The sequence below is a fragment of the Flavobacterium sp. KACC 22758 genome (assembly GCF_028736135.1).
Lineage (GTDB): Bacteria > Bacteroidota > Bacteroidia > Flavobacteriales > Flavobacteriaceae > Flavobacterium > Flavobacterium johnsoniae.
In genome coordinates, this window is sequence record NZ_CP117878.1 from 3,233,717 (window position 1) to 3,257,518 (window position 23,802).

12 protein-coding genes are annotated in these 23,802 nt (G+C 36.2%); all 12 read right to left on the reverse strand.

Translation table 11 applies throughout. The features are described 5' to 3' along the window. Positions 1 to 156 precede the first annotated feature (156 nt). The 12 genes from PQ462_RS13885 to PQ462_RS13940 all read right to left on the reverse strand — a co-directional run bounded on the left by PQ462_RS13885 (position 157) and on the right by PQ462_RS13940 (position 23,781). Positions 157 to 2,886 (reverse strand): alpha-d-galacturonidase, encoded by a 2,730-nt coding sequence (locus tag PQ462_RS13885; RefSeq protein WP_274250414.1) that lies wholly within the window; start codon positions 2,884 to 2,886, stop codon positions 157 to 159. Positions 2,887 to 3,119: 233 nt separating this feature from the next. Then, on the reverse strand, positions 3,120 to 4,001 hold the full coding sequence (locus PQ462_RS13890; protein WP_274250415.1) for a sugar phosphate isomerase/epimerase family protein: 882 nt from the start codon (positions 3,999 to 4,001) through the stop codon (positions 3,120 to 3,122). Between the two features lie 159 nt (positions 4,002 to 4,160). Next, the gene (locus tag PQ462_RS13895) at positions 4,161 to 5,306 is read right to left on the reverse strand and encodes a sialidase family protein (protein WP_274250416.1); all 1,146 of its coding nucleotides are present in this window, start codon (positions 5,304 to 5,306) and stop codon (positions 4,161 to 4,163) included. Between the two features lie 143 nt (positions 5,307 to 5,449). Then, a complete protein-coding gene (locus tag PQ462_RS13900) occupies positions 5,450 to 8,200 on the reverse strand; it encodes a glycoside hydrolase family 78 protein (protein ID WP_274250417.1) in 2,751 nt (916 codons plus the stop codon). 179 nt (positions 8,201 to 8,379) lie between these two features. After that, on the reverse strand, positions 8,380 to 9,948 hold the full coding sequence (locus PQ462_RS13905) for an MGH1-like glycoside hydrolase domain-containing protein (RefSeq protein ID WP_274250418.1): 1,569 nt from the start codon (positions 9,946 to 9,948) through the stop codon (positions 8,380 to 8,382). A 347-nt stretch (positions 9,949 to 10,295) separates the two neighbouring features. Next, the gene (locus tag PQ462_RS13910) at positions 10,296 to 12,746 is read right to left on the reverse strand and encodes a glycoside hydrolase family 95 protein (RefSeq protein WP_274250419.1); all 2,451 of its coding nucleotides are present in this window, start codon (positions 12,744 to 12,746) and stop codon (positions 10,296 to 10,298) included. A 280-nt stretch (positions 12,747 to 13,026) separates the two neighbouring features. Beyond that, on the reverse strand, positions 13,027 to 14,445 hold the full coding sequence (locus PQ462_RS13915) for an acetylxylan esterase (protein WP_274250420.1): 1,419 nt from the start codon (positions 14,443 to 14,445) through the stop codon (positions 13,027 to 13,029). A 204-nt stretch (positions 14,446 to 14,649) separates the two neighbouring features. Further along, on the reverse strand, positions 14,650 to 17,430 hold the full coding sequence (locus tag PQ462_RS13920) for a glycoside hydrolase family 78 protein (protein ID WP_274250421.1): 2,781 nt from the start codon (positions 17,428 to 17,430) through the stop codon (positions 14,650 to 14,652). 190 nt (positions 17,431 to 17,620) lie between these two features. Then, complete coding sequence (locus tag PQ462_RS13925) at positions 17,621 to 19,486, reverse strand: six-hairpin glycosidase (protein WP_274250422.1); 1,866 nt, start codon at positions 19,484 to 19,486, stop codon at positions 17,621 to 17,623. A 109-nt stretch (positions 19,487 to 19,595) separates the two neighbouring features. Further along, the gene (locus PQ462_RS13930; RefSeq protein ID WP_274250423.1) at positions 19,596 to 20,513 is read right to left on the reverse strand and encodes a glycoside hydrolase family 43 protein; all 918 of its coding nucleotides are present in this window, start codon (positions 20,511 to 20,513) and stop codon (positions 19,596 to 19,598) included. 61 nt (positions 20,514 to 20,574) lie between these two features. Continuing rightward, a complete protein-coding gene (locus PQ462_RS13935; protein WP_274250424.1) occupies positions 20,575 to 22,143 on the reverse strand; it encodes a glycoside hydrolase family 28 protein in 1,569 nt (522 codons plus the stop codon). A gap of 231 nt (positions 22,144 to 22,374) precedes the next feature. After that, the gene (locus tag PQ462_RS13940) at positions 22,375 to 23,781 is read right to left on the reverse strand and encodes a glycoside hydrolase family 140 protein (RefSeq protein WP_274250425.1); all 1,407 of its coding nucleotides are present in this window, start codon (positions 23,779 to 23,781) and stop codon (positions 22,375 to 22,377) included. Between the last annotated feature and the right edge of the window lie 21 nt (positions 23,782 to 23,802).

Sequence of the window (23,802 nt, forward strand, 5' to 3'; positions counted from 1 at the left end):
AAATCTCCGCAAGTAACTCCGCATAGAAATGCCGTCAATCTTTGTGGAGTTACTTGCTAAGATCCCTCGTTCCTCGGGATGACAAGATTGTGTTTATACTTTGCGAGCAAACCTGACGGGTTTTAAAAACCCGTCAGGTTTAACACTTTCTATATTTTAATAAAACAGCCAATCTATAGCTGCTTTTTCTCCTGCATCGATATATCCAACATCACGTGGCGTTATCGTTTGATCTGCGTCTATAAAACCTAAAATCAATACTTTTCCTTTTCCTAAATCTAATTTATTCTCGCCCGGCTGGAAAGTGTATGTATGAATGTTTACACGTGGTAAATCTTTCAAATTCATCGCACTTGCTAGAATCACTTCGGCCTGACCGTGCGCATTTCCTGCAGCATCTGTCTCTAAACTTGGCGGCAATAAAAATCTCTTTTGATCTGAATTGAAATAACCAACCACTAATTTAACCGCTTTTGTGTTACTAAACTTCAAATGTGTTCCTTTTTCGTTTTGATCGTTTTCTACGAAAGTAAAACCTTTTAAGTTTTGAAGTTCAGGAGCAATTTTAGTTAACTCAGAAATATCTGTTCCGTAGACTTTTGTCCCTTTTTTAACTAAATAAGTTCCCGGTTTTTCGTCAATGAAAGCTACTTCTGCTGGTTTCCAAGGTTTTCCTTCTTTGGTTTCAATTTTACCATCTTTTGAGGCTTTTAGTTTCTCTAAATTTCTTTTAAAATTAGCCAATTCACGCTCGTAATGCGGTAATAATTCAGCCCAAGTTTTGTTGTTTCCGTCGTCTCCTCCAATCGGAATTCGACGTTGAGCCGTCTGCATACTGTTAGCATAGTAATAGGTGTCTTTTGTCAGTTTTACCAATAATTCATAGTATTCGATACTTTTTTCTAAATGAGGCATCGCTTTGTCTAAATCGGTAATATCGTTTGAATAACTGTATCTTAAAACCAATAAAGCTGCTTTTACTTTTTCTGAGAAGAAATCGGCGAAAGCCTTATAAGCATGCATATCATTTTTAAGACGTGCAAATTCTTCTTTGTCTTTGGTTACGCTAGCTTCAGCTTTGTCAATTGCTTCAACCGCTAATCTTCCATGTTCTGTAATTTCAGCAATAATCTGAGTTGGAAGCTCGCCAGAATGTGGTTCTTTATTCCATTCTTTTTTAGCATATTCTAAAAGCAATTCGCCCGCTGGTCCGCATGATTCATGGAATCCCGGATAAACTCTCCATTTTGACGGATTAACCAACTGACTTTCGAACATTCCTAACAATAAAGTTTGGCGGTTTCCTTCGGTGATTCCGAAACGTCTTAATGTTTTTGGAGCTATTTCTCCTGTTTCATCGTATGCTTTTTGGATGTTATTTGCGGCTTCTTGAGTCGTTCCGAATTTCGCAGCTAAATCATTATCCCAGAATTTAACTTCTTCGTTACGATCTCTTTTACTGTCCCAAGCATATCTTGCCCAAGCTTTGTACCAAATCCAATCGCGATCCATTTCTAATAAACGTTCTCCTGATTTTGTTTTATCTGCCGAATACGGCCAATCCCAATAAGATGCCTGCGGATATAAGTGTAATGCATTTGCTCCGTGAACACTGTGCATTGCGTTTACGGTTTTCTGAATAAAATCTGGGGAACCGTATCTGAAAGGTTCTAAATTAGCCAAAATATGAACGTTTTCAATATGAATTGATTTCAGAGAACTCAACTGTTTGTGGGTTTCTCCCCAAGGTCCTCCCGGCGTATAGGTCGTTAAAGATTCTCCTGTATATTTACTTTCTGTATATAAGTTTTTGTATAATGGAAGTGATTTTTCCATAACCAAAGGACCATCAGTATCGTGAGAACGAAGAATAATTGGCGGTTCTTCAGTTTTTCCTAATGCCTGTAAACCATCACGAACACCCGGAATAATAGTTTTAGTAAACCATTCCACATCATCATCAACCGTATTGATTGCTTCTCCCAAACAAACCATTAATCCAACATTTGGATATTTCTCTATGAAAGCAGCAATAGATTTTCTCGTGTAATCTGACAATAAAGGCGTAATTGGTCTTGAACGATCCTGAGTTTTAATGTTGTAATGCTCTGCAAAAGGCTTAGAAACAATAATATTGTAAAACATCTGAATGACCCAGATTCCTCTTTTGTTCGCTTCGACCGTTAAGAATTTATAGATTTCTTCGTTCTTTTTGAAATCTTCGTCGCTTACCTCAACCGCAAACGGATATTCTTTCAATTTTACCAAAGAAGCAAACGGGTGTCCGTTCCATAAATACAGCGAGTTCATGCGGTTTTCAACCAGCATATCTAAATATTTTACCCATAAAGCTTTATCGTAAAACCATGGAAAAGTTTCTGGTGTGTACGGATATTCGTAAACATCACGTCCTGGAAGATAAACCGGTTTCTGCATTCCGATACAAGCGCCTCTCAAAACCATTTCTGGACTATCTTCAATATTCAAATCTGAAGGAAGTTTTCCTGAAGCTTTAATTTTATCTGTTAATTCTAAAGCTCCGTATAAAGTACCAGAAGCATCTGTTCCTTCAATATAAATTACATTATTTTGAGTAAGAATCTGGAAGCCTTCTTTCTTGGTTAATTTGCTGTCATCGATTTTAGCACTTTTAGCATTTTTCTTCCAGAAATCAGTTCCTTTTTCTCCAATTACAATTATTTTATCTTTTGATTTTTTGAATTTATCAGAAGAAGTTACGCTGAATCCTTTTGCTGAAAGGGTTTCTGATAATTTCTCTGCTCCAAATTTTGCTCTTGGCGAACTCGGATCACTAACAACAGTGATGTTTTGAGCTGTCGCGAAAGAGACGTAAAGACATAAAAAAAGTAATTGTAAATATTTCATAGTATTTTAATTTTATTCATTAAAAATTCCCATCTAGTTTGTCATTTCGATGAAGGAGAAATCTCCACAAGTAGCTCCGCACAGTAATATCAATCTTTGTAGAGTTACTTGTGGAGATCCCTCGTTCCTCGGGATGACAAAAAATGAGAATAAAATCTGCGTAAAAAAATCACGCAGATTTATAGTGAAAAATTGTGTTGTTTAACGATTACATATTGATCACTGTTTATTGTTTAATTCTGGAAAATCTTCTTCAAATAAGCTACGTTTGCGCCGTAATTGGCTTTTACATTATGCACTTGTGTCACGTCTCGAGAACGCTCTACAATTAGCCATCCGCTCCATTTCATTTCATCCAAAGTTTGTTTGATTTTTGGCATGTCGATCGCTTTGTCATTTTCTAACCAAAACTGATCGGTGTTGGAAGCGTGAATTTGTGCTAAATATTTCTTTCCTAAAATTTTCAATTCGGATGAAATATCTCTTCTATTATCTAAAGCATTGGCAAAATTGAAAGAGCTTTTAATGTATTTTGAACCGACTTCGTCTAAAAGTTTTTTCTCTTCTGTCGCGTCTAAAGAGGTTTCAATCGCAATTACACCACCAATTTTCCCGACTTCTTTTCCTGCCCATTGCAGTCTTTTAATTACTTCTGGACGTAATTCTGGATTTTTAACCAAATCGGTCTGAGTTCCTAACGGAAGATAAGCCACTTTTACTTTCATGTTTTTCATCGCTTCAATACAATCCACAATCATTGGTGTGATTTCTCTTGTGGCAAAAGATTGTGCATAAAATCCAGACATGGCAATAGAGCTGATTCCAACGCCAGTTTCTTTCGATTTATCTAAGAATTTTTGTCTTTCAACTGGGTCGCCCAATTTGCTGTCAAAAGTTGGTCGGTTTCCTAAACCTCCCATATCGAGTTCTATTCCGTCCGCTTTTATTTCAGAAGCCAAACCAAAAGCGCCTAATTTTTGTCTTTTTAAAATCATCCAATCGCAAACTGCAACTTTGTATTTTTGTTTTTTGGAAGACTGAGCCGTTGCACAGCTATTGAATGTTGTTGATAGAACAACAAGTAGCGCAACAATTAAATTTTTATTTAGCTTCATGTTAATTGGTTTTACCATTAAGGCATTAAGAAAATTAAGCTTCAATACTTTTTATAATTATCATTAGAAGATGAAGAGAATTAAGCTTAATGTTCTTTTTAAAAGAATAAATAGATACATCAACTTAACTTTCTTAATCTCTTAATGGTTCAATTTATTTTACTCTTCTTCGGCTTTTACTGCTGTTACCACTTTTCCTTCTTCGCCTGGCCAGATGCCGTTTTTGATTGGAAGTGCAACCAGTTTACTCGGATCAACTTTTACGTATTTCAGTTTTTCTCTTCTCCAAGTATAAACGATATGCACCATTCCATCAGAACTCTGAATCATTGAAGGATAAGAATATTGGCTGATTTTTGAATCTTCTAAAACCAAAGCCGCGTTCCAGTGAATTCCGTCTTTAGAAACCGAAACATTCAAAGGCGTTCTTGGCCCTTTTGCTTCTTTTCCTGGAGGAAGAACGTGATTATAAACTAACAAATGTCTTCCGTCTTTTAAAGTTACAGCATCAGTTCCTGAGTTGTTATTTGGAAGTCCGATTAATTCTACATCAGACCACGTTTTTCCGTTATCTTTTGAGAATGTGCTGAAAATAGCTCTATTTCTAGTTCTTCCAATAGCTTGAATGCTTCCGTCTTTATGAAATAAAATACTTGGCTGAATCGCATTGATTTTTTGTTTTCCTCTTGGAAGCGTATCGCCCATTACCCAAGTTTTTCCGAAATCTGGAGTAGATTCCATACGAAGTCTCCAGCCATCTCCTTCAATACTTGACGGACATAATAATGTTCCGTTGCTTAATAAAACTGGTTTGTTTTTGATTGGTCCTAAGAAACCGTCTGGCATCTTTTGTGCTTCAGACCACGTTTTTCCGCCATCAGATGAAGTTCTGATTACGCCCCACCATTCAGATGGTTTTGGTCCGATTTTGTAAAATAGCATTAAATCGCCTCCCGGAATTTGATATAAAACCGGATTCCAAGTTGGTAATCTCGGCCCTTCTTTCATCACACCATCAGCTACTTTTACACCTTCGTTCCAAGTATCGCTTCCTTTTGGTTTAATCGCAACGTAAATACAAACATCAGGATTTCTTTCGTGAGTTCCTCCAAACCATGAGGCCACTAAATCACCATTTGTAGCTTCGACGATTGTAATCGCATGGCAAGACGGATAAGGCGCTTTATCGTAAACAAATTGATCTACTAAAATTCCTTCTTTCCAAGTCTTTTTCTCTAAAGCCGATTTACAACTTCCTAAAAGGAAAAGTCCAAACAAGACAAATGCTAATTTTGTTATCTTCATTATTAATTAAATTATGAATTATTTTTTTTGACTTTAAATACATACCTAACATTTTTTTAGGTAAAAATATTTAATAAGTGTAAAAATAACACCAAAAAATTAACAATGTATCCTGTACTGTCCCGAATTATTAAAAATGCAGATTATTTAACGTTTATCGCAAAATTTCCTGACGAAAGTGTGACCTTTATTTGATTTTTTTCTACAGAATAAGCGTAAGAAGTCTTATCCAGCTTCTGTTTATTGATTGAAACAGCTGCAATATTGCTTGCAGGAAGATACACAATTGCAGAAGTATTTGCAGGAACTGTAATATTCCAAACCAAAGCCTTTTTATCTTTTTTCCAATCGCTTTTAATTGTTCCGTAAATCGATTCGTATGAAGCATTTACATAAGTCAATCCTGCATTGAAATCGGGTTTCATGATAATTTGTTTGAAGCCTGGAGTTTCAGGATTACTTTTGATTCCTGCCATATTTTCGTAATACCAAATCAATAAATCGCCTAAAAGCATGACGTGATTTTGCGAATTCATTGCAGGATCGGCGGTGTTTCCGTTCCAAAGTTCCCAAATCGTAGTTGCTCCGTTTTCGACCATATAACCCCAACTTGGATACGTTTTGTTTGAGGCCAATTTGAAAGCCAAATCGCCACGCCCGAAATTAGTTAGTGTTCGCATTAAAAACTGCGTTCCGATAACACCTGTACTTACATGACCGTTTTTAGTCACTTCCACTTCATGAACCAAATTTTCGAAAACTTTTTGCTGTAATTCTTCTGGAACCATTCCGAAAGTCAAAGGCAGTAAATTAGCTGTTACGGTATTATTGGCGTAATTGTTTTTGGCTGCATTAAAATATTTAGCGTTGAATGCTTTTTTGATTCTTGAAGCTAATTCGTCGTAATGTTTAATATAATTTTGTGCATTGGCGATTACTGCAAATTTCTTCATGATATTTAAAAGCTGATAATAAAACGCACTCGAAATCAATTCACCATCTGTTAAACGAGAAGGATCTTTGGAACGAATTAATTCCAACGATTCTGGCGGAACGCACCAGTCACCATATTTATCTTTGGTCATGATATCATCAACCAAATAGTTTTCTTCCATATAATCCATCCATTTTTTCATCGACGGATATTGTTTTTCTACTACTTTTTTGTCTCCAAACTGCTGATACAACATATCTGCAACTGTAATATAAGTTCCCGGCCAAGTTACATTATCTCCATAATAACGCCAGAAAGCTGGTGCTACATCTGGAATTCCTCCATCGATAGTTTGGGCATTTTTAATATCGTCTAACCATTTGGCATATAAAGTCTGATTATCAAATAAAAAACTTTCGCCGTAAGCTCCCGTTGTTCTATCTCCCAACCAAGGCTGACGCTCATTCCTCTGCGGACAATCAATTGGCATTCCTTTATAATTTCCACTGATTCCCCACCAGGCATTCTTAAAAATCTGATTCATTATTGGGTTAGAAGAATCAAAAGTTCCCGTTGTCGCAATATCATCGTAAACGACTTTTCCGACGAAATTTTCTAAAGTTGGTTTGGTTCTGAAGCCCGAAATTTCAACAAATCGAAATCCGTGAAAAATAAAACGAGGTTCCCAAACTTCTTCGCCTTCGCCTTTTAACGTATAAATGTCAGTCGTTTTCGCATCACGTAAATTCGCAATATATAACGAACCATCTGGCTGTAAAGATTCAGCAAATTTCATGGTGATTTTGTTTCCAGCGTTTCCTTTTACTTTCAATTGCAACCAGCCCACCATATTTTGTCCCATATCTAAGATATAAGTTCCTTTTGCGGTTTGTTTTATTGAAATCGGTTTTACTTCGCGTTTTATCTTCATATTTGCCGACATCTGCCCTTCATAGAATCCGCCTGGTTCCTGAACATATTCTGCTGAAAGCCACTTTTTATCATTAAAATTAATGGTATTCCAGCCTTTCATTTCTTTACGGGCATCGTATTCTTCGCCGTCGTATTCGTTATTCGATAATATTGGTCCGTCAGTTGTGATTTTCCAAGTATCATCGGTTCTAATCACCTCTTTGCTTCCATCTGTATATTCTACAAATAATTGCAAAGCTATTTTCGGATATCCAAAAGTTTTGATTTTATAGGGTTTATAGTCTTGACGCATCGTAAAAAAACGTCCGTTTCCTAAAATCGTTCCCAATGCGTTTTTGCCTTCCTTCAATTGTGAAGTCACATCAAAAACATTGTATTTTACATTCTTCGTATAATCTGTAGGAACGGGAGCTAAAACCTGATCGCCAATTTTATTTCCGTTAATGTACAACTCGTACAAGCCCATACCAATAATATAAACTTTGGCACTTTTGACTTTCTTTTTTAAGTCGATTTCTTTTCTTAAATATCTAGCAGATAATCTAGAATACTGTGAAATACTATCTCCCTTCGACGTTTTTTCATAACCAATCCATCGTGTTGATTTCCAATCTGCATAAGTCAAAATTCCGATGCTGAAATGTGCTGTTTCTTTTGATTGAGCCTCGCCTTTATTGGTAAAAACAATTACTTTCCAGTAAATATCTTGTCTGTCTTTTAGCTTTTTTCCGTTGTAAATTACATTTACAGATTCATCACTTTGCACTTTTCCGCTATCCCATAAATCTGCGTTTCCTGTATTTAGTTTTTCTAAAGATGAAGAAGCTAAAATTTGATAATGAGTTTGTTTTACATCATTTACGCTTGCTTTAATTTTCCAGCTTAGTCTTGGCTGTAAAACGTCAATTCCTTCAGGATTAGTCAGCATTTCACATTTTAAATCACTCACAATGATTTTGTTTTGGGCTTTCGCCGAAATTGTGAAAAGTGAAATGATTAAGGTAAGATGTAAAAAAAACTTTTTCATTGTGTTATTTTATTGTCTTTTCAATGATTTTTGTTTCACGCAGATTTGGCAGATTTAAGCAGATGTTCACAGATTTTTAGTATCATTTTACAGATTAGATTATACATCAAAAAATCTATTCTAATCTGCTAAAATCTGTTTAAAATCTGCGTAAAAAATTCTACGTAACAATTTTAATTTTATTGAGAAACTAACTTTTCCAATTTATCAGAAACTGCAATTTCCTTTCCGTTTTTAAAGATTCTGAAACCTTTTCCTTTTTTATATTTTTCTCCTGTTTTATCCCAAAGAATGGTAATAATATTTCCATGATACAAAACATTATCCAAACAAAACCAATCCCATTTTTCTTGTGGAATCAACGGATTTACTTCAATCTTTTCATCAGCTCTCGGGCGTAAACCAACCAAACCTGTAATCACCAAATCATTGAAAGTGGAGTGATTATAGTAACGGCTTCTTTCTCTGTCCCCCATTAACCAATAACCTGTTGTTTCATCCAAATACTCGCCAAGATAAGGTTTTCCTCTATAATATTGTGATTGAACATACAATTCCATTTGTTTGAAATAATCAGGTTTGGCTACAAAATTCTGATTGTAATTATTCAAAACATTCGCCAAAGCCGTTAACGTCTGCGAACTTGCAAATGGCCAAATCGCCCCGTCCCATTCGCAGGTTCCTGTTCCGTGTGTTCTAAATCTCGGGCTTCTTCTTTCAGCCGTTGTCAAACCAAACGGAGCCGAAAATCCTTTTTCATCCTTAATCTGTTCCCAAGCTTTTTCAAAACCTTTGTTTTGCTCTGGAAGATTAAAATACCACGGAATAAATCCGATTGCTTCTCGAACTTGTGCTAAAGTATCTTTTTCTGTTAAAGTTTCAAAGAACTCACTTTTAGAATTCCATAATTTGGTTTCGACTAATTGTTGTAAAACATCAGCTTTCGCTTTGAATTTGGTTTCTGTTTCCTTATCGCCTTTCAATTCAGCCATTTTAGAAATTGCTACAGCATTCCCGTACATATAACTGTTAATCGTTGGTCTCGCATTTTGCACTTTTCTTCCTCCGCTTAAAGATTCTTCCATTCCATCTTTCACATCATGTTGCCAAAACAAACCATCTTTTCTCTGACGATCTTTTTCCCAAACGGCATAATCCGTAACCATGTCTGGATATAAATCCAATAAGAATTTTTCATCTTTATTCACCAAATAACGATTATATAAAGCATCGGCTGTCCAACTGCTGAATTTATACAATTTGTTCATTGGTTTTCCATCATTTCCTCGGTACCAAAGTTTCACATCCTGCTCGATATATTTCGGGTCATGAACCCATCTGAATTCATTGATATGATGTCCCAAAGCACAACTGATCATATTGTATTTATCGGCATACGAACGATCAACTAAAAACTCTGTAATCGCAAACCCTTGTGGTGTATTTTTAATATGTTTTCGAACACTCCACCATCTGAAATAATAGATTTCCTCAAAATTCTGCTGTGGACATTCAAACAACGGAATATTCTTTTCCATCCAAGCCCACGCGCTGTCATTCGGAATCGCAAACTTCAAATTTTCATCTTCCATCGTGTTGAAATAATCCACATAATGTTTGAAGTTTTTTTCTTTTAAAATAACCGATTTCCCTTTTTGAGAATGTTCCGCAGTCGATTTGCAACCGCTGTTTATACAAGCGATTACAATTGAAAGCGTTATTATTTTATGTTTGAAATGTTGTAACATATTCTAATTATTATTTTTAAACTAATTCTTTGGGCGTGTCCCTCCGGGTCGTGCTGTACGTTCCCGCTTCCCGATGAAAAATCGGGAGAGCTCCACTTCCATCACTCACGCAAGAGACCTTTACGTTTTCTCACTCCTACAAGGTTTCCAAAACCTTGTAGGTGCTATATTTTATTTTTTCAACCCAATCTTGTCATTTTGACGAAGGAGAAATCTTCGTTAGAAACTCGACAAAGATTGGCGATTCACTTTACGGAGTTACTTGTGGAGATTTCTCCTTCGTCGAAATGACAAACTGTACGCAAACCCGACAGGTTTTAAAAACCTGTCGGGTTTAATTCCTGATTTTAATTCCCCGTAAAAGTATACGTCTGCCCTGCTTTCATATTCACATCGTAAATATTGTAAGTTGGCAATTGTACTTTAGGCAATTTTGCTTCATTAGAAATAATCGGTTTCTTCACTTCCACATCATAAAACAGCGGATTTGAATTTTTTCCTTTTGCTTTTTTAAGTGAAGAACCTTTTAAAGTGTTCTCAACTTTCAATCGGCAGTTTCCTCCTATTTTCGAATAGATTTTCAACTCCGAAACCTTGTTGTCTTTCCAAGTCATATCAATTACAAATCCGCCTCTGGCCACCAAACCTTTAATACTTCCGTCTTTCCATACAGTTGGCAAAGCAGGCAATAAATGAATCGCCTCTTCCTGACTCTGCATTAACATTTCGGCAAAACCGGCTGTACAGCCAAAGTTACCATCAATTTGAAAAGGCTGATGCGCATCTAACATATTCGGATATGTTCCTCCTCCCTTTCTTTGATCTGCTGTTACCAAATGCAATTGATCCTGAATTAATTTATAAGCGTGATTTCCGTCTAATAATCTCGCCCACAAATTCACTTTCCATCCCATTGACCAGCCTGTAGATTCATCTGTTCTGTAAATCAACGATTGTTTAGCAGCTTCAAACAATTCAGGCGTTTTAATTGGTGAAATCTGATTACTAGGATACAATCCATACAAATGTGAAACGTGTCTGTGATTGTCTTTCGGATTATCCCAATCGTCCTGCCATTCCTGCAACTGACTGTGTTTTCCCACTTTCATTGGAGGCATTTTTGCTAAAGCATCGCTCACTTTTTTCACATAAGCAGCATCTGGTGAAACCAAAGCCGAAGCTTCCATAACATGTGTAAACAAATCAAAAACCAGCTGATTGTCCATTGTCGTTCCTGATGCAATCGTAGATTTTCCTGTTCCTCCTGCATGTGTGTTTTCAGGTGAACTTGACGGAACAACCACTAAATATTTTGTATTAGGATCAATAACCATAAAATCCAAAAAGAAATCGGCCGCACCTTTCATGATTGGATAAATTTCTGCTAAATACTTTTTATCTCCTGTATATAAATATCTTTCCCATAAATCCTGACAAACCCAAGCGCCACCTGTCGGCCACATTCCCGAAGCAGCTGAATCTACTGGAGCGGTAACACGCCAAATATCGGTGTTATGATGTAAAACCCAACCACTAGCATTGTACATTGTTTTGGCCGTTTCTGCACCAGTTACAGCCAACTCTTTTGCCATTTGCACAAAAGGTTCATGCATTTCCTGCAAATTGGTTACTTGTGCCGGCCAGTAATTCATTTCGGCATTTATGTTTGTAGTGTATTTACTGTCCCAAGGCGGAGTGACCATATCGTTCCAAATTCCCTGTAAATTCGCTGGCTGTCCGCCTGGCTGTGAACTCGAAATTAAAAGATAACGTCCGAATTGGAAATATAACGACGCTAATTGGGGATCAAATTGTTTAGAGAAATCTCGGATTCTTTCGTTTGTTGGTTGCTGAACCAAATCATTTGAACCTAAATTTAAAGATACTCTGTTGAAGAATTTTTGGTAATAATCAACGTGTGCTTTCTTAATTGTTTCAAAATCTTTTGTTTCTGCTTTCGCTAAATAATCTTTGCTTTTTGCTATTTCATCTCCTGAAATATCTTGATAGTTTTTGAAGTTGGTTGCAATCGAAATGTACAAAGTCACTTCATCGGCTTTGTTAATGCTTAAAACACCGTTACTCGCATCGATTTCACCGCCTTTGTTTTTAGCGCTTAATCGGCCTTGAAATTTTACTTTTCCTTTTACATTTTCAAAATTAGTTCCAACTCCCGAAAGTATAATCTGGTTTCCTTCTGTTGAAGCGACTGTTTTATCAATCGGACTGTTCATGAAAACATTACACGTAATCTGTCCCGGCTGACTTGCCGAAAGCTTCACCACAATAACCTGATCTGAAAATGCGGTTAGAATTTCTCTTGTAAATTCAACGCCGTTTACTTTGTATTTTACTTTCGCTGTAGCGTTGCTGATGTCTAAATCACGGTAATAATCGGTATATTTTTGATGTCCTGCGAAGGAAACATAAACGCTTCCGAAAGTCTGATACGGCATTCCATCGTTGGTTTGCGACATAATATCTTTGGTAGCCAAATCCTGCGCTTCGTCAAATTTTCCATCAAAAATCAACTGTCTTACTTTTGGCAAAGCCTCTATCGATTTATTATGTGCGTTACTGTTTGGAGAACCCGCCCAGATGGTTTCTTCATTTAATTGTAAACGTTCAACGGCAGGATCGCCAAAAACCATCGCGCCCAAACGTCCGTTTCCTAAAGGCAAAGCTTCGTTCCAAATTGCAGCTGGTTTATCGTACCATAATTTTAGGTCGTTTTGCGCTGTTGCTGTAAAAGAAAAAATTCCAAAACAGATTGCCGTTATTTTAATTTTTAACTTCATAGTATATTTTTTTCTTGCAACGAATTGCACTAATTTATTTTTTAATTTTCATTTCAATTTCTCTAATTTGTTTTACCAGATTAAAATGATTTCCACTGCTTAAAAATCTGCCAGATCTGCTAAATCTGCGTGAAAAAATTTTACTCCCGCAGATTTAGCAGATTAGGGAGATAAAAAATCCTTTTAATCATTTTAATCTGTGGCAGAAAAAAATAATTCGTGCCAATTAGTGAAATTGCTTCGCCTGTTCGCTATCGCTCGGGTCGTGGCAACGTCTATCTTATTTCTTAACCTCGTAAACTTTCAGATTTTTTTCTCCAAACATTTCATATAATTTGTTGATGTCTTTCAAAGCATTTGCAGGCAGTTTTTCTCCTTTATCTCCAAAGACAAACAACTTTTCTTTTGGTTCAATTACACAAGTCGATTCGTCGATTTCGCCTTTTTCATTCTTTATTTTATTCAAATCTAAATTTAAATATTTTGCCATAAACGGATACAACGCCATACGTTTCGAGATTCCGAAATCATGTCCTTCTTTTGCAAAATGAGCATTTTCAACTAAATCTTTCTTTCCATATAATTCATAGGTCCTTTGGATAAAAGGAAATTCCAATTCCGGAACTGCTAATGTCCAGTCTTTTCCGTCAGAAACAATCAATTGTGGTTTTGGCGCCATCATAGCTGAGATTTCGGCATTGTTTGTTCCGTTTCCGCATAAGTGAATGCCGCGTCCGCTTTCACATGGACAACCGCCTGAGAAATGAGAAGAAACCATTACAACAGGAGCTGAAACTTTCACTCGATCATCAATTGCTGCTAAAAACATGGTATGCGAACCTCCGCCAGAACCACCTGTAACACCAACTCTCGACATATCAGCATTTTTTACGGTTGCTAAATAATCCAATAAACGAATTCCTGTAAGCAATTGAACGGTTGATGCAATACTATTTCTATGCGTTTCTTCTGGAAACTGCAATAAAGATTCTCCCCAAGCAAATAAATCATAACCCACTACAATTGCGCCCATTTTAGCCATCATAGCACAACGATATTGCTCGTCTTTTCTATATCTTCCGTCTCCGAAATGTCCGTCAGGCGTAATAATTACAGCTGCTTTTTTATTTAGCGGATACGGTTTGTAAATCGATCCTGTTGCATAAACTCCTGGCAGAATTTCTAAAGCAATATTTTCGACGCTGTAATCTTTGTAAATTCTTTTTGGAGTTAAAAGTGGTTTAGATTTTGGTGTTGGGGGCGCCTTTTCTAATCCAAATGATTCAATCATACAAGCTTTTAACTCCGTTTTGCGTTTCTCCCATTCTTCTTTGGTCGAATAAAGGCTTTCTAAGTAAAACAAACGTTCTTTTCCTTTATCTACCGAAACTTTATGGTTTTCATACTTGCGTATGATGTAGGTTCCATCGGGTTGTTTGAAATACATCAATTCAAACGGTGCCAAAATATTGGTCAGCGAAAGTGGCAGATTTCCAGGTTCAATTCTCCAATCGGCGTAATCCAGTTCTTTTCCTTTTAATAAACCTCTGTCATCGTTGATTGTTACGTTAAAAAGAGTTTCAATCTTTTTCATTGTTTCCAATACTGGTTTTCTAAAATTAGTATCAGAAGTACTTTGCGCATTGGCAAATGTCAAAGCAAAAATGGAAACTAGGATGATGTATTTTATTCTTTTCATTATTACATTTTTTTGATTTTCCTCCAGCTTTAGCTGGAGGAAAACAAATTGTTTTTTTAATTGGCTTTAGCCGAACTTAATTATTTGGCTAAAGCCCTGTGACTTGTCTTATTTTGAACCTCCAGCTAAAGCAGGAAGCAATTAATTTTTCTGTTTTTTTTCGAGTTTAATTACAATTCATAACTCATAACTCATAACTCATAACTACAATTGGCATTCTATTGTATAAATTCCTGATCCTAATTCCAAAACTGGCTTTTGAGCCTTTTCATCAAAACCTACCCTAACCTTTTTATTATCAATTTTTATTTCTGAATTTTTAGCAACTGGTAATTTTACTGTCGCTGTTGTATTCACCGGAATCTGAATTGTCAAAATAAATTTGCCGTCTTTCTTTTCCCAAGAAGAAGCAATTTTTCCATAAACCGATTGATAGTCCGCTTTCGCGAAAGTCATATCGCCTACCACTTCTGGCTGAATAAAAAAATGTTTGAATCCCGGTTTTTCAGGATCAGACATAATTCCGGCTAAACTTTGATAAAACCATTCTTCAATCTGCCCTAACATAAAGTGATTCCATGAATTTCCTTTTCTCGGATCCCATTGCTCCGTTAAAGTCGTCAAGCCAAATTTAATCTGAAAACCATAACCCGGCGCATCGTAATGATTCTGCATTCTATACATCGTTTCGTTTTCTCCATTTCTTGCTAGAGTCTGGAATAAATAACGATTTCCAACATCACCTGTGGTCAAACGATCTCCTTTTTCTTTGATATCGGCTAGCAGATTTTGCATTACAGCTTCTTTATACTGTGGTTCTACGATATCCATAAAAATTGGAACGGCATTGCTAAACTGACTGTTTGTTCCGTATTGTTTGGTTTCTTCGTTGAAAAATTCCTTATTGAAAGCGGTTTTAATCTCTGAAGCCAATGCATTGTATTTCTCAAAATCTTCCGTTTTACCCAATAATTTTGATGCTTTTGCCACTAAATAAGCTCCGTAATAATAATGTGAAGTCGCCGAAAGCGCAATAGGACTATTTTTAGAATATCCTGCAGGATGCGTTCCGTAATCGTACCAATCACCTAATCCATGTGAAACGATATGGTTTGTTGCTTTTGTTCCTAAATAATCCACGTAATTCTTCATAACAGGAAAATATTTCTCTAATAATGAAGCGTCGCCATAATATTCATAATACATCCAAGGCAGAATTACACCTGTAACACCCCATTCTGGCGAATCGGTAAAATCGCCTCCAAAAATTACATATTCTGGAACTATTGTTGGAATTAAACCGTTATCACGTTGTGAATCAGAAATATTCTGCATCGTTGCAGGAAGGAAAGTCTGAAGGTTGTAATTGAACATTAATCCAGGCCCATTTAACTGAATTTCTTCGAGCCAGCCTAACTTTTCACGTTGCGGGCAATCGGTAAAAACACTTTGGAAATTGCTTTTGATTGAGTTGTTAATTAGTTCGTGTGTTTTGTTGAAAATCTCGTTTGAACAGGCAAAACTTCCCGCTTCTCCAGCCGAATTGTAAATAAAATTCGATTTCAACTCTACCAAAGTTGGAAGTTCCTTATTTTTATCTTCTTTATAATTAATATTTTCTATCTGAACATATTGATAACCGTAGAAACTGAATTTTGGTGTCCATTCTTCTACGTCTTTGCCTTTTAAAGTGTAATCGTAATAATATGGTTTTCCAGATCTTCCCTGCGCGATTGTGCCTTCTTCATTTAACCCTTCGGCAACCCAAACACGAATCGTTTGTCCCCTTTTTCCTCTTACTTTGATGGTTGGAAATCCCGAAAGATTCTGTCCCATATCAAAAACATAGAAATTCGGTTTCAGTTCTTTTGCGGTTTTAACTTCATATTGTTTCTGAATCGTAACTGGCGGAGCTGTCTGAGGTCGTAAAACTCCTTTTGGCGCTTCCTGAACCACAACTTTTTTCCAATCTCTATCTTTGAAACCTTTTCTGTTCCAACCTTTTTGTTCTAAATTGGCATTGTAATCTTCTCCTCCAAAAATACTGTTGTAGGTAATCGGACTTTTACTGTATTTCCAAGATCCATCTGACTTAATAATTTCTTCTGAACCATCATTATACTTGATTTTCATCTTAAAGAATAAAGTCGGAGGACCAAAACTCACGAAGAATTTGGTATATCTTTCGGCAAGCGTATTGTACATTCCGTTTCCTAACAAAACACCAATTACGTTATCGCCTTTTTGAAATTCTTTTGCACTTAATTCATAAACATTGTAATTAACCGTTTTATCATAATCTGTCCACAAAGGCGCAAATTGGCTGTTACCCACTTTTTTCCCGTTGATAGTCAATTCATAATGTCCTAAACCTGAAATATAAACAACAGCTTCTTTGACTGCTTTTTCAACTTCGAAAGGTTTACGCAACATAATACTTCTACGTGATAAGGAATCTGAAGCATTTATAAAAGAGTTCTTTTTTTCTCTGTTGAAAGTGGCTGTGTGATAATTTCTTCCTTCTGGTAAATGACTGTCAGCTTTGGTAATGGCACCAATCCAAGTCGGATTTAAATCGGATTCTAATGAAGCTGTTCTGAACGAAGCAGTTCTACTCCATTTTGAAACTTTACCTGACTGATTCCAAACTTTTACTTTCCAGAAATATTTGGTTTCATTTTTTAATGGATTTCCGTTGTAAACAATATGGAGATTTTTATTAGAATCTATTCTTCCACTGTTCCAGATATCGCCTTCGTCATTTTGTAGTTTTTCTTCCGAAGAAGCAACTAAAATAACGTAGGCAATTTGTGATGCATCGGATTCTTTTGAAACCAATTGCCAGCTCAATTTCGGCTGATTCTCCACAACTGCTAATGGGTTTTCGGCCATTTCTGTTGTTAAATGTACAGGCAGAACTTGTCCATTTGAAATGAAAAAGAAAAAAATAAAAATGAAGGTTAATATGGATTTTGAAATATTCACTTTATAAAAATTTTTAATTGAACCATTAAGATATTAAGTAAATTAAGCTCACTATGTCGAAAATCTAAGCCTTAAATTTAGTTCATTAAGTCTTCCTTTACTTAATCTTTCGGTGTGAAAACTTTATGACCTCAAATAAGTCAAACTAAACATTCAGCTTAATTTACTTAATCTCTTAATGGTAAAATAATTATAACTTTTTAGTAATCAACGATTCGATATTGAATACTGCTTCTGGAATTAATTTTCCAGTTTGAGGCAGGTCGTCGTAATCGTCTGTATCTGGCGCTGTGTCTGGATTTGGCGTATGTCCTTGCTCTCCTGTTCGGAACATGATTCGCTCAAAACCATCTGTTGGCGCATAAAATATCTTTGTTGATTCTTTTCCATCATTTACTTTTACAGTGTACTGACGGTTTTTAGCATCTAATTTAACTGTGATTGTATACGCTTTGTTTGCTTCGTATTTTGTAACCGAACTCAAACGCGCACCATTTTTTACCTTTAATTCTCCATCCGAATCAAAAATCAATCTTACCGATGGCAAACCTTGTTTATTTTGGAATTCGACCTGCAATAAACCGTGATTATTTTGTTCTGGTTTTACTGTGAAAACAGCTTCCATTTTTGATGCAAAAGGAATAACTCTTTCGGCACGTGAATAGTCAAAATAATCCTGATCTCTTAACGTCAGCCATTTTTTACCATCGGCTTTCTTTTCGATTTTTGTTGATGCCCAAGAAAGATCATATGTGTTCCACAATTTTAATTCTTGTCCGTCAGGAAGATTATTAAAAACGTCATTTACATTTTCGGTAACCACCGAAGTAACAGGAACTGGAATCGATGCCACCCAAATATCTTCTTTGTTCATACTGTAACCCACCCAGATTTTTCCGTCTGGCGGAGTTCCATTCTTTTCTGTAATTCCGCGAACGTATTGCGGACCAGCAGATTTGTAGTTTCCACCGTAACGCATCGGACTTACTTCTCCGTGAACCAATAATAAATCTTTATAATTCAGTCCATCATCGCTTGTAGAAATTGCCAAAGGCCATCGATATTCTGACGGATTATAAAGCGTCGCATAACGATTGTCTGACGTTTTTTGCCCCCAGATTTTGGCGTTGCTGTTTACAAATCCTGGCGCACGCAATGGCATGTAATCCCAAGATTTTCCACCATCCTTGCTGATAGAAGTTAAAGCGTGTTTCCATAAACCAACTACATTTCCGTTTGGTAAATGATAATAACTAAACGCTTTGTATGGTTTCTGTAGCGGAATCAATTCATCATCACGATCGGCTTCTTCCACCCATTGCTGTAAAACCAATGGTTCTGATAAAATTTCTTCGCAGGCTTTTTTCAAACCTTTATCTTTTGATGTGGTATAAAATGGGAATTTCGATTTCGATTTGTCCCAAGTTTTATTGTATCTAATGAAATAAATTTCGCCAAAACTTCCGTCTTTCTTGATTTCACGGATTACGCGTCCAATTCCTTTTCCGTCGTTTGGATCGTCTTTCTCATCCATGGCAATTCCGTAATAGGCTAAAGCAAAAAGTCTTTTGTCTTTTGACGTATAAAAGCCCATTCTCTGGTGCATAATCGCATCAAGATTTTTGGCAACGCCTTCAACGCCTTCTTTCTTCCATCCGTTAGGAATTCTATAAATTGGGAAAATCACTTCTGGTTTTGTCCAAGTTACACCGTCTTTAGAAGTCATTAATAAAGTTTGGCTTGGCGGAATATGTTCGCCTGATGGATCGCTTAAATAATGTAAATAAAATGTATTATTCCAATACGCCATCATTGGCTGGTGATTGTACGTCCATCCGAAACCATCTGCTTTTTCAGGGTGTTCACGGCTTGCACGCATAATTTGCGTAGCGTGAACTCCAACCGCTGGACTTAACTGTCCGTGATGGTAATCGATGTTTGAAAGTGTTTTGCCAACATAACGAACAGTATCGTTTTGTGCATTTACAGCGGTACAAGCCAAAAAGATTGTGGCTGTTGTAATGATGTTGGTTTTTATATTTTGGAAAGTAATCATTGGTATTTTATTTTTTGCCACAGATTGCACAGATTAAAAAGATTATTTTTTAATTAAATACTAATAATTTAAAAATCATTTTAATCTGTGCAATCTGTGGCTATATAATTTATTTTCTATCAATTAATCCCTTTAAAACGTCTTCAGAGATTGTTGTAATTGTTCCGTGTTTGTGTCCTTCGGGAAGGCTTATTTTGGATGATACATCTTCAAAATGAACAAAATCTGTTGTGCTTAACGCTTTATAATTTTTTGAACCGTAATTATCATAATACAGCAACCAGTTTTTACCGACTTTCACTACTGTTGGACCTTCTGATAAATACTCGGTTAAAGGTTCAGAACTTTTTTGAAACGGACCTAAAGGCGATTTTCCGAAGGCTACTTTTATGTTTCGCATGGGTCTTGTGTTGTCTTTCAAAACCAAAACATAATCTTTCTTTCCTTTTTTGACAATCACACAATCAATTACACTGAAACCTGGATCGTAATATAATTTTGTATCCGAAAACGTTTTGAAATCTTTTGTCGTTACGTAATACATTCTGTGGTTGTTTTTCTCTTCTTCCACTCCTTTTTCAAATTGGAATGGAATTGTAGATGCCCAAATAATAATGTATTCTTTTTTGACATCATCATAAAAAATCTCCGGCGCCCAAACGTTTACCACTTCTGGTTCGTTTTTCATTACTGGAATATATTCCTGTTGCGACCAATGAATCAGGTCTTTTGAACTTGCATATCCAAAACCGTTCCCGCCTTTCCAATCTGTTGTCCAAACCATGTGATAAGTTCCGTCTGCACCTTTTGTGATGGACGGATCACGCATGATTTTACTGGCTCCGATTTCGGGTTTTAAAAATGATCCTTCCAATCCTTTCCAATTGTAACCGTCTTCGCTGTATGCCAAATATAAACCTTCTGTTGCAGGTTCTCTAAAGGACGTAAAAAGATATAAATCTTTCTTTTTCTGCGAATAGCTAATCGCAAAAAGTGAGAGGGTTAATATGATGAGTATTTTTTTCATTTTGTTACGTTTAAAACTTTGTCAAAGTTTCGAACTTTGACAAAGTTGGCTCACCGATTTATTATTCTGTAATTGCTTTTTTATCTAAAGAAGCGCCTTTTTTGATTTTCGTTGTAACGTTATTTAAAACATTATTTTTCAGGAAAATGTTTTTAGTGTCTTTTCCATCCGCTTCGATAAAAATATCGGTTGAATTGAATGGAAAATTATTATTAATCAACGCGTTAGAAACATTGTCTAATTTAATAACTGGGACGCCTTTTATGGCTGTTGAAGATCCAACATTATCTAAAATGATGTTTTTTGAATCTGATATTTTGAAAGAAGAACCTACTGTTGCATTTACTTTTACATCGTGAAATTCAACATCTGTCGCTGTACTTACTGTAAAACCTTCTTTTCCGTCCATATTGATGTTGGAGAAAGTGATGTTTTGAATTGGCATTTCGGTAATTCCCAAAATCTGTCCAGCTTTGTTTACGTTTGAAGCTGTGATGTTGCTCATGTGGATGTTTCTGAAAATCGGCGTTTTATCCGTTACAGGTTCAACCTGAGTTCCTTTATCGTAGAAAAGGCTCAAAACGATTGCTTCTTCTTTGATGTTTTTCATGACGATATTATCTACGCGAATATCTTCTACAACACCGCCTCTTCCGCGAGCCGATTTGATTCGGATTCCGCGATCTGTTCCGTCAAAAACACAGTTGGATATCGTGATTTTTTTAATTCCGCCTGACATTTCACTTCCAATTACAACGCCGCCGTGACCGCTTAGCATGGTGCAGTTTGTAATGGTTACATTTTCTGTTGCTTTTCCATATTTACGTCCGTCGCCGTCTCTACCCGATTTAATCGTGATACAATCGTCTCCAACGCTGATATGGCAGTTTGAAATACGAACATTGGTGCAAGAAGAAGGATTGATTCCGTCAGTATTTGGCGAATGCGGATTAAAAATTGAAATTCCGGTAACCGTTACATTATCACAGAATTCTGGGTTGATTGTCCAAAAAGGCGAGTTTTTAAAAGTTACACCTTCAATTAAAATGTTTTTGCAGTTGTAAGCTTGGAAAAAAGATGGTCTGAAAAACTTTTTATCAACCGTTCTTTTGTAATATGGTTCTGTGTAAAGGCCTTTATTTTGCTCTTCCCACATGGTTTGATATTTGGTTGGAGGAAGCGGTTCTTTGGCTGTTTCGATTCGGTACACTTCATTCCACCATGCTTTTCCTTGTCCGTCGATTACGCCTCTTCCTGTGATGGTGATATTTTCAACGTCTTTTGCATAAAATAAAGGTTGGAAACTCTTCATTACAATTCCTTCGTAACGCATTTCTACATAAGGAAGGAAATCATCAAAGTTCTCTGAAAACTTTAAAAGTGCTCCTGAATCTAAGTGGATCGTGATGTTGCTTCTCAGTGTTAAGGCTCCTGTTAAATATTCTCCTGCTGGAAAAAAGATTGTTCCTCCGCCATTTTTAGATGCTTTTTCAATTGCATTCTGAATGGCTTGAGTGCATTTTATTCCTTTATTGTTTCCTCCTTCGTTTAGGATGTTTAACCAGCCGTCATTTGCGAAAGTGGTGTTTAATCCAGTTATGAAGCAGAGTATTATTAGTATATTTTTCATGGTTGTGTTGTTTTATTTTGCCACAGATTAAAATGATTAGCACAGATTTTTACTCTCATTTTTTGTCATTTCGACGAAGGAGAAATCTTCACAAGAAACTCTACAAAGTTGCTCAATTATGCTGAGCTACTAACGAAGATTTCTCCTTCGTCGAAATGACAAGATTGTGGATAATTCGTGATTCCATATTCACAAATTGCATTTCACTAATTACTTTTTACTTTTCACTAATCACTTAGTAGATTTCAAAATCAAAACCCAATCATTACCATCTTCTTTTTTTCCTTCTGGTTGAAAATTTTGAGTTCCTTTATTATCAAATGTTCCAATTTTAGTTTTCTTGCCATTTCTTGGATTGTACCAAGTTGCTTCGAATTTATCTCCAGCAATTTTTCCTAGTTTTACTTCTATTATTCTTCCGTTATACGTGTAAAATAAAGCGTATTTTTCTCCTCTGATGGCTGGAATATAATCGTATTTCTCTCCTTGATTCACTACTAAAGAAACATCTGGAACTCCTTCTAAAAATGGTAATTCTTCCATTAATTTCTTAATATAAACCATTTGTTTTGCTCCAGGTGCGTTGATCGCTGATGTCCATAATTCTTTGTTTCCGTACGCTGGTTTATCGCCTTTTCTGAACATTTGCATTACGGCGTTGTGTCCGTATGTGTAGCCTGCTCCGCCTGATAAAACTGACCAATATCCGTAACGGCGGACATCGCTTGCGGTCCATTTTGGTTGTAGACTATCGTGCAAACCGTGTGGAATTCCTTCGTAAGATGGTTCTCCATCAAGTGTTGGTTTTGTTGGTTTTAATTCAAAATCTCTTAAGACGAATTTGTAATTGTCTTCTTTGAAATTCGTTTTTATAGAATCCTGATCGTATCTTCTGTGTCCTGATTGGAACATATTGAAATCTAACCATTTTTCGTTGTGAAAATTCTCTGAAGAATCGGTTCTTCCAAAAGGGTGGAAAGTCACTAACTGGTTTGGATTGTTGGTTTTTAAAGTATTTCCGATGGCATTCCAGATATCTGTGAATTCATTTCCGTGTGTGTCTCCACCGTTTAACCAAATTACATTAGTTCTATTTTTATATCGGTTAGCTAAGAACTTAGCATATTCAATTGCCTGTTCCTTACTTACTTTATTTCCTTTTGAAACGTTGGTTCCCCAAACTGGAACCATGGCCAAGTAAATTCCGTTTTTCTGAGCCACATCTAAAGTATAATCTACATGATCCCAGTAATCGTATTGCTTCGCATCTTTGAAATCATTTCCTGCCGTAATTAAGGGTTTTGAAACGTCTTCGTTGATTAAAGCTGCATCGCCATAGACGTTAACGGCATTTATATTGTGCAAAACCATTACCTGAACAACATTGAATCCTTTTTCTTTTCTGTCTTTGAAATATTTATCAACGCCTGCTCTATCCAGTTTACCGAATGCCAGCCAGCCTGTGTCACCCAGCCAGAAAAATGGTTTTTCGTTTTCGGTTACAAAATAATGCTGATTTTTAGATACTTTGATTTCAGGCAGAGATGCTTTTGTTTTGGCAGATTGCGAAAATCCGCTTTGTGCTGTAAACATAAAGCTTATACAAAGAGCGTATAAAGATTTAATTTTCAGATTCATTTTGGTTTGTTTTTGAATTGT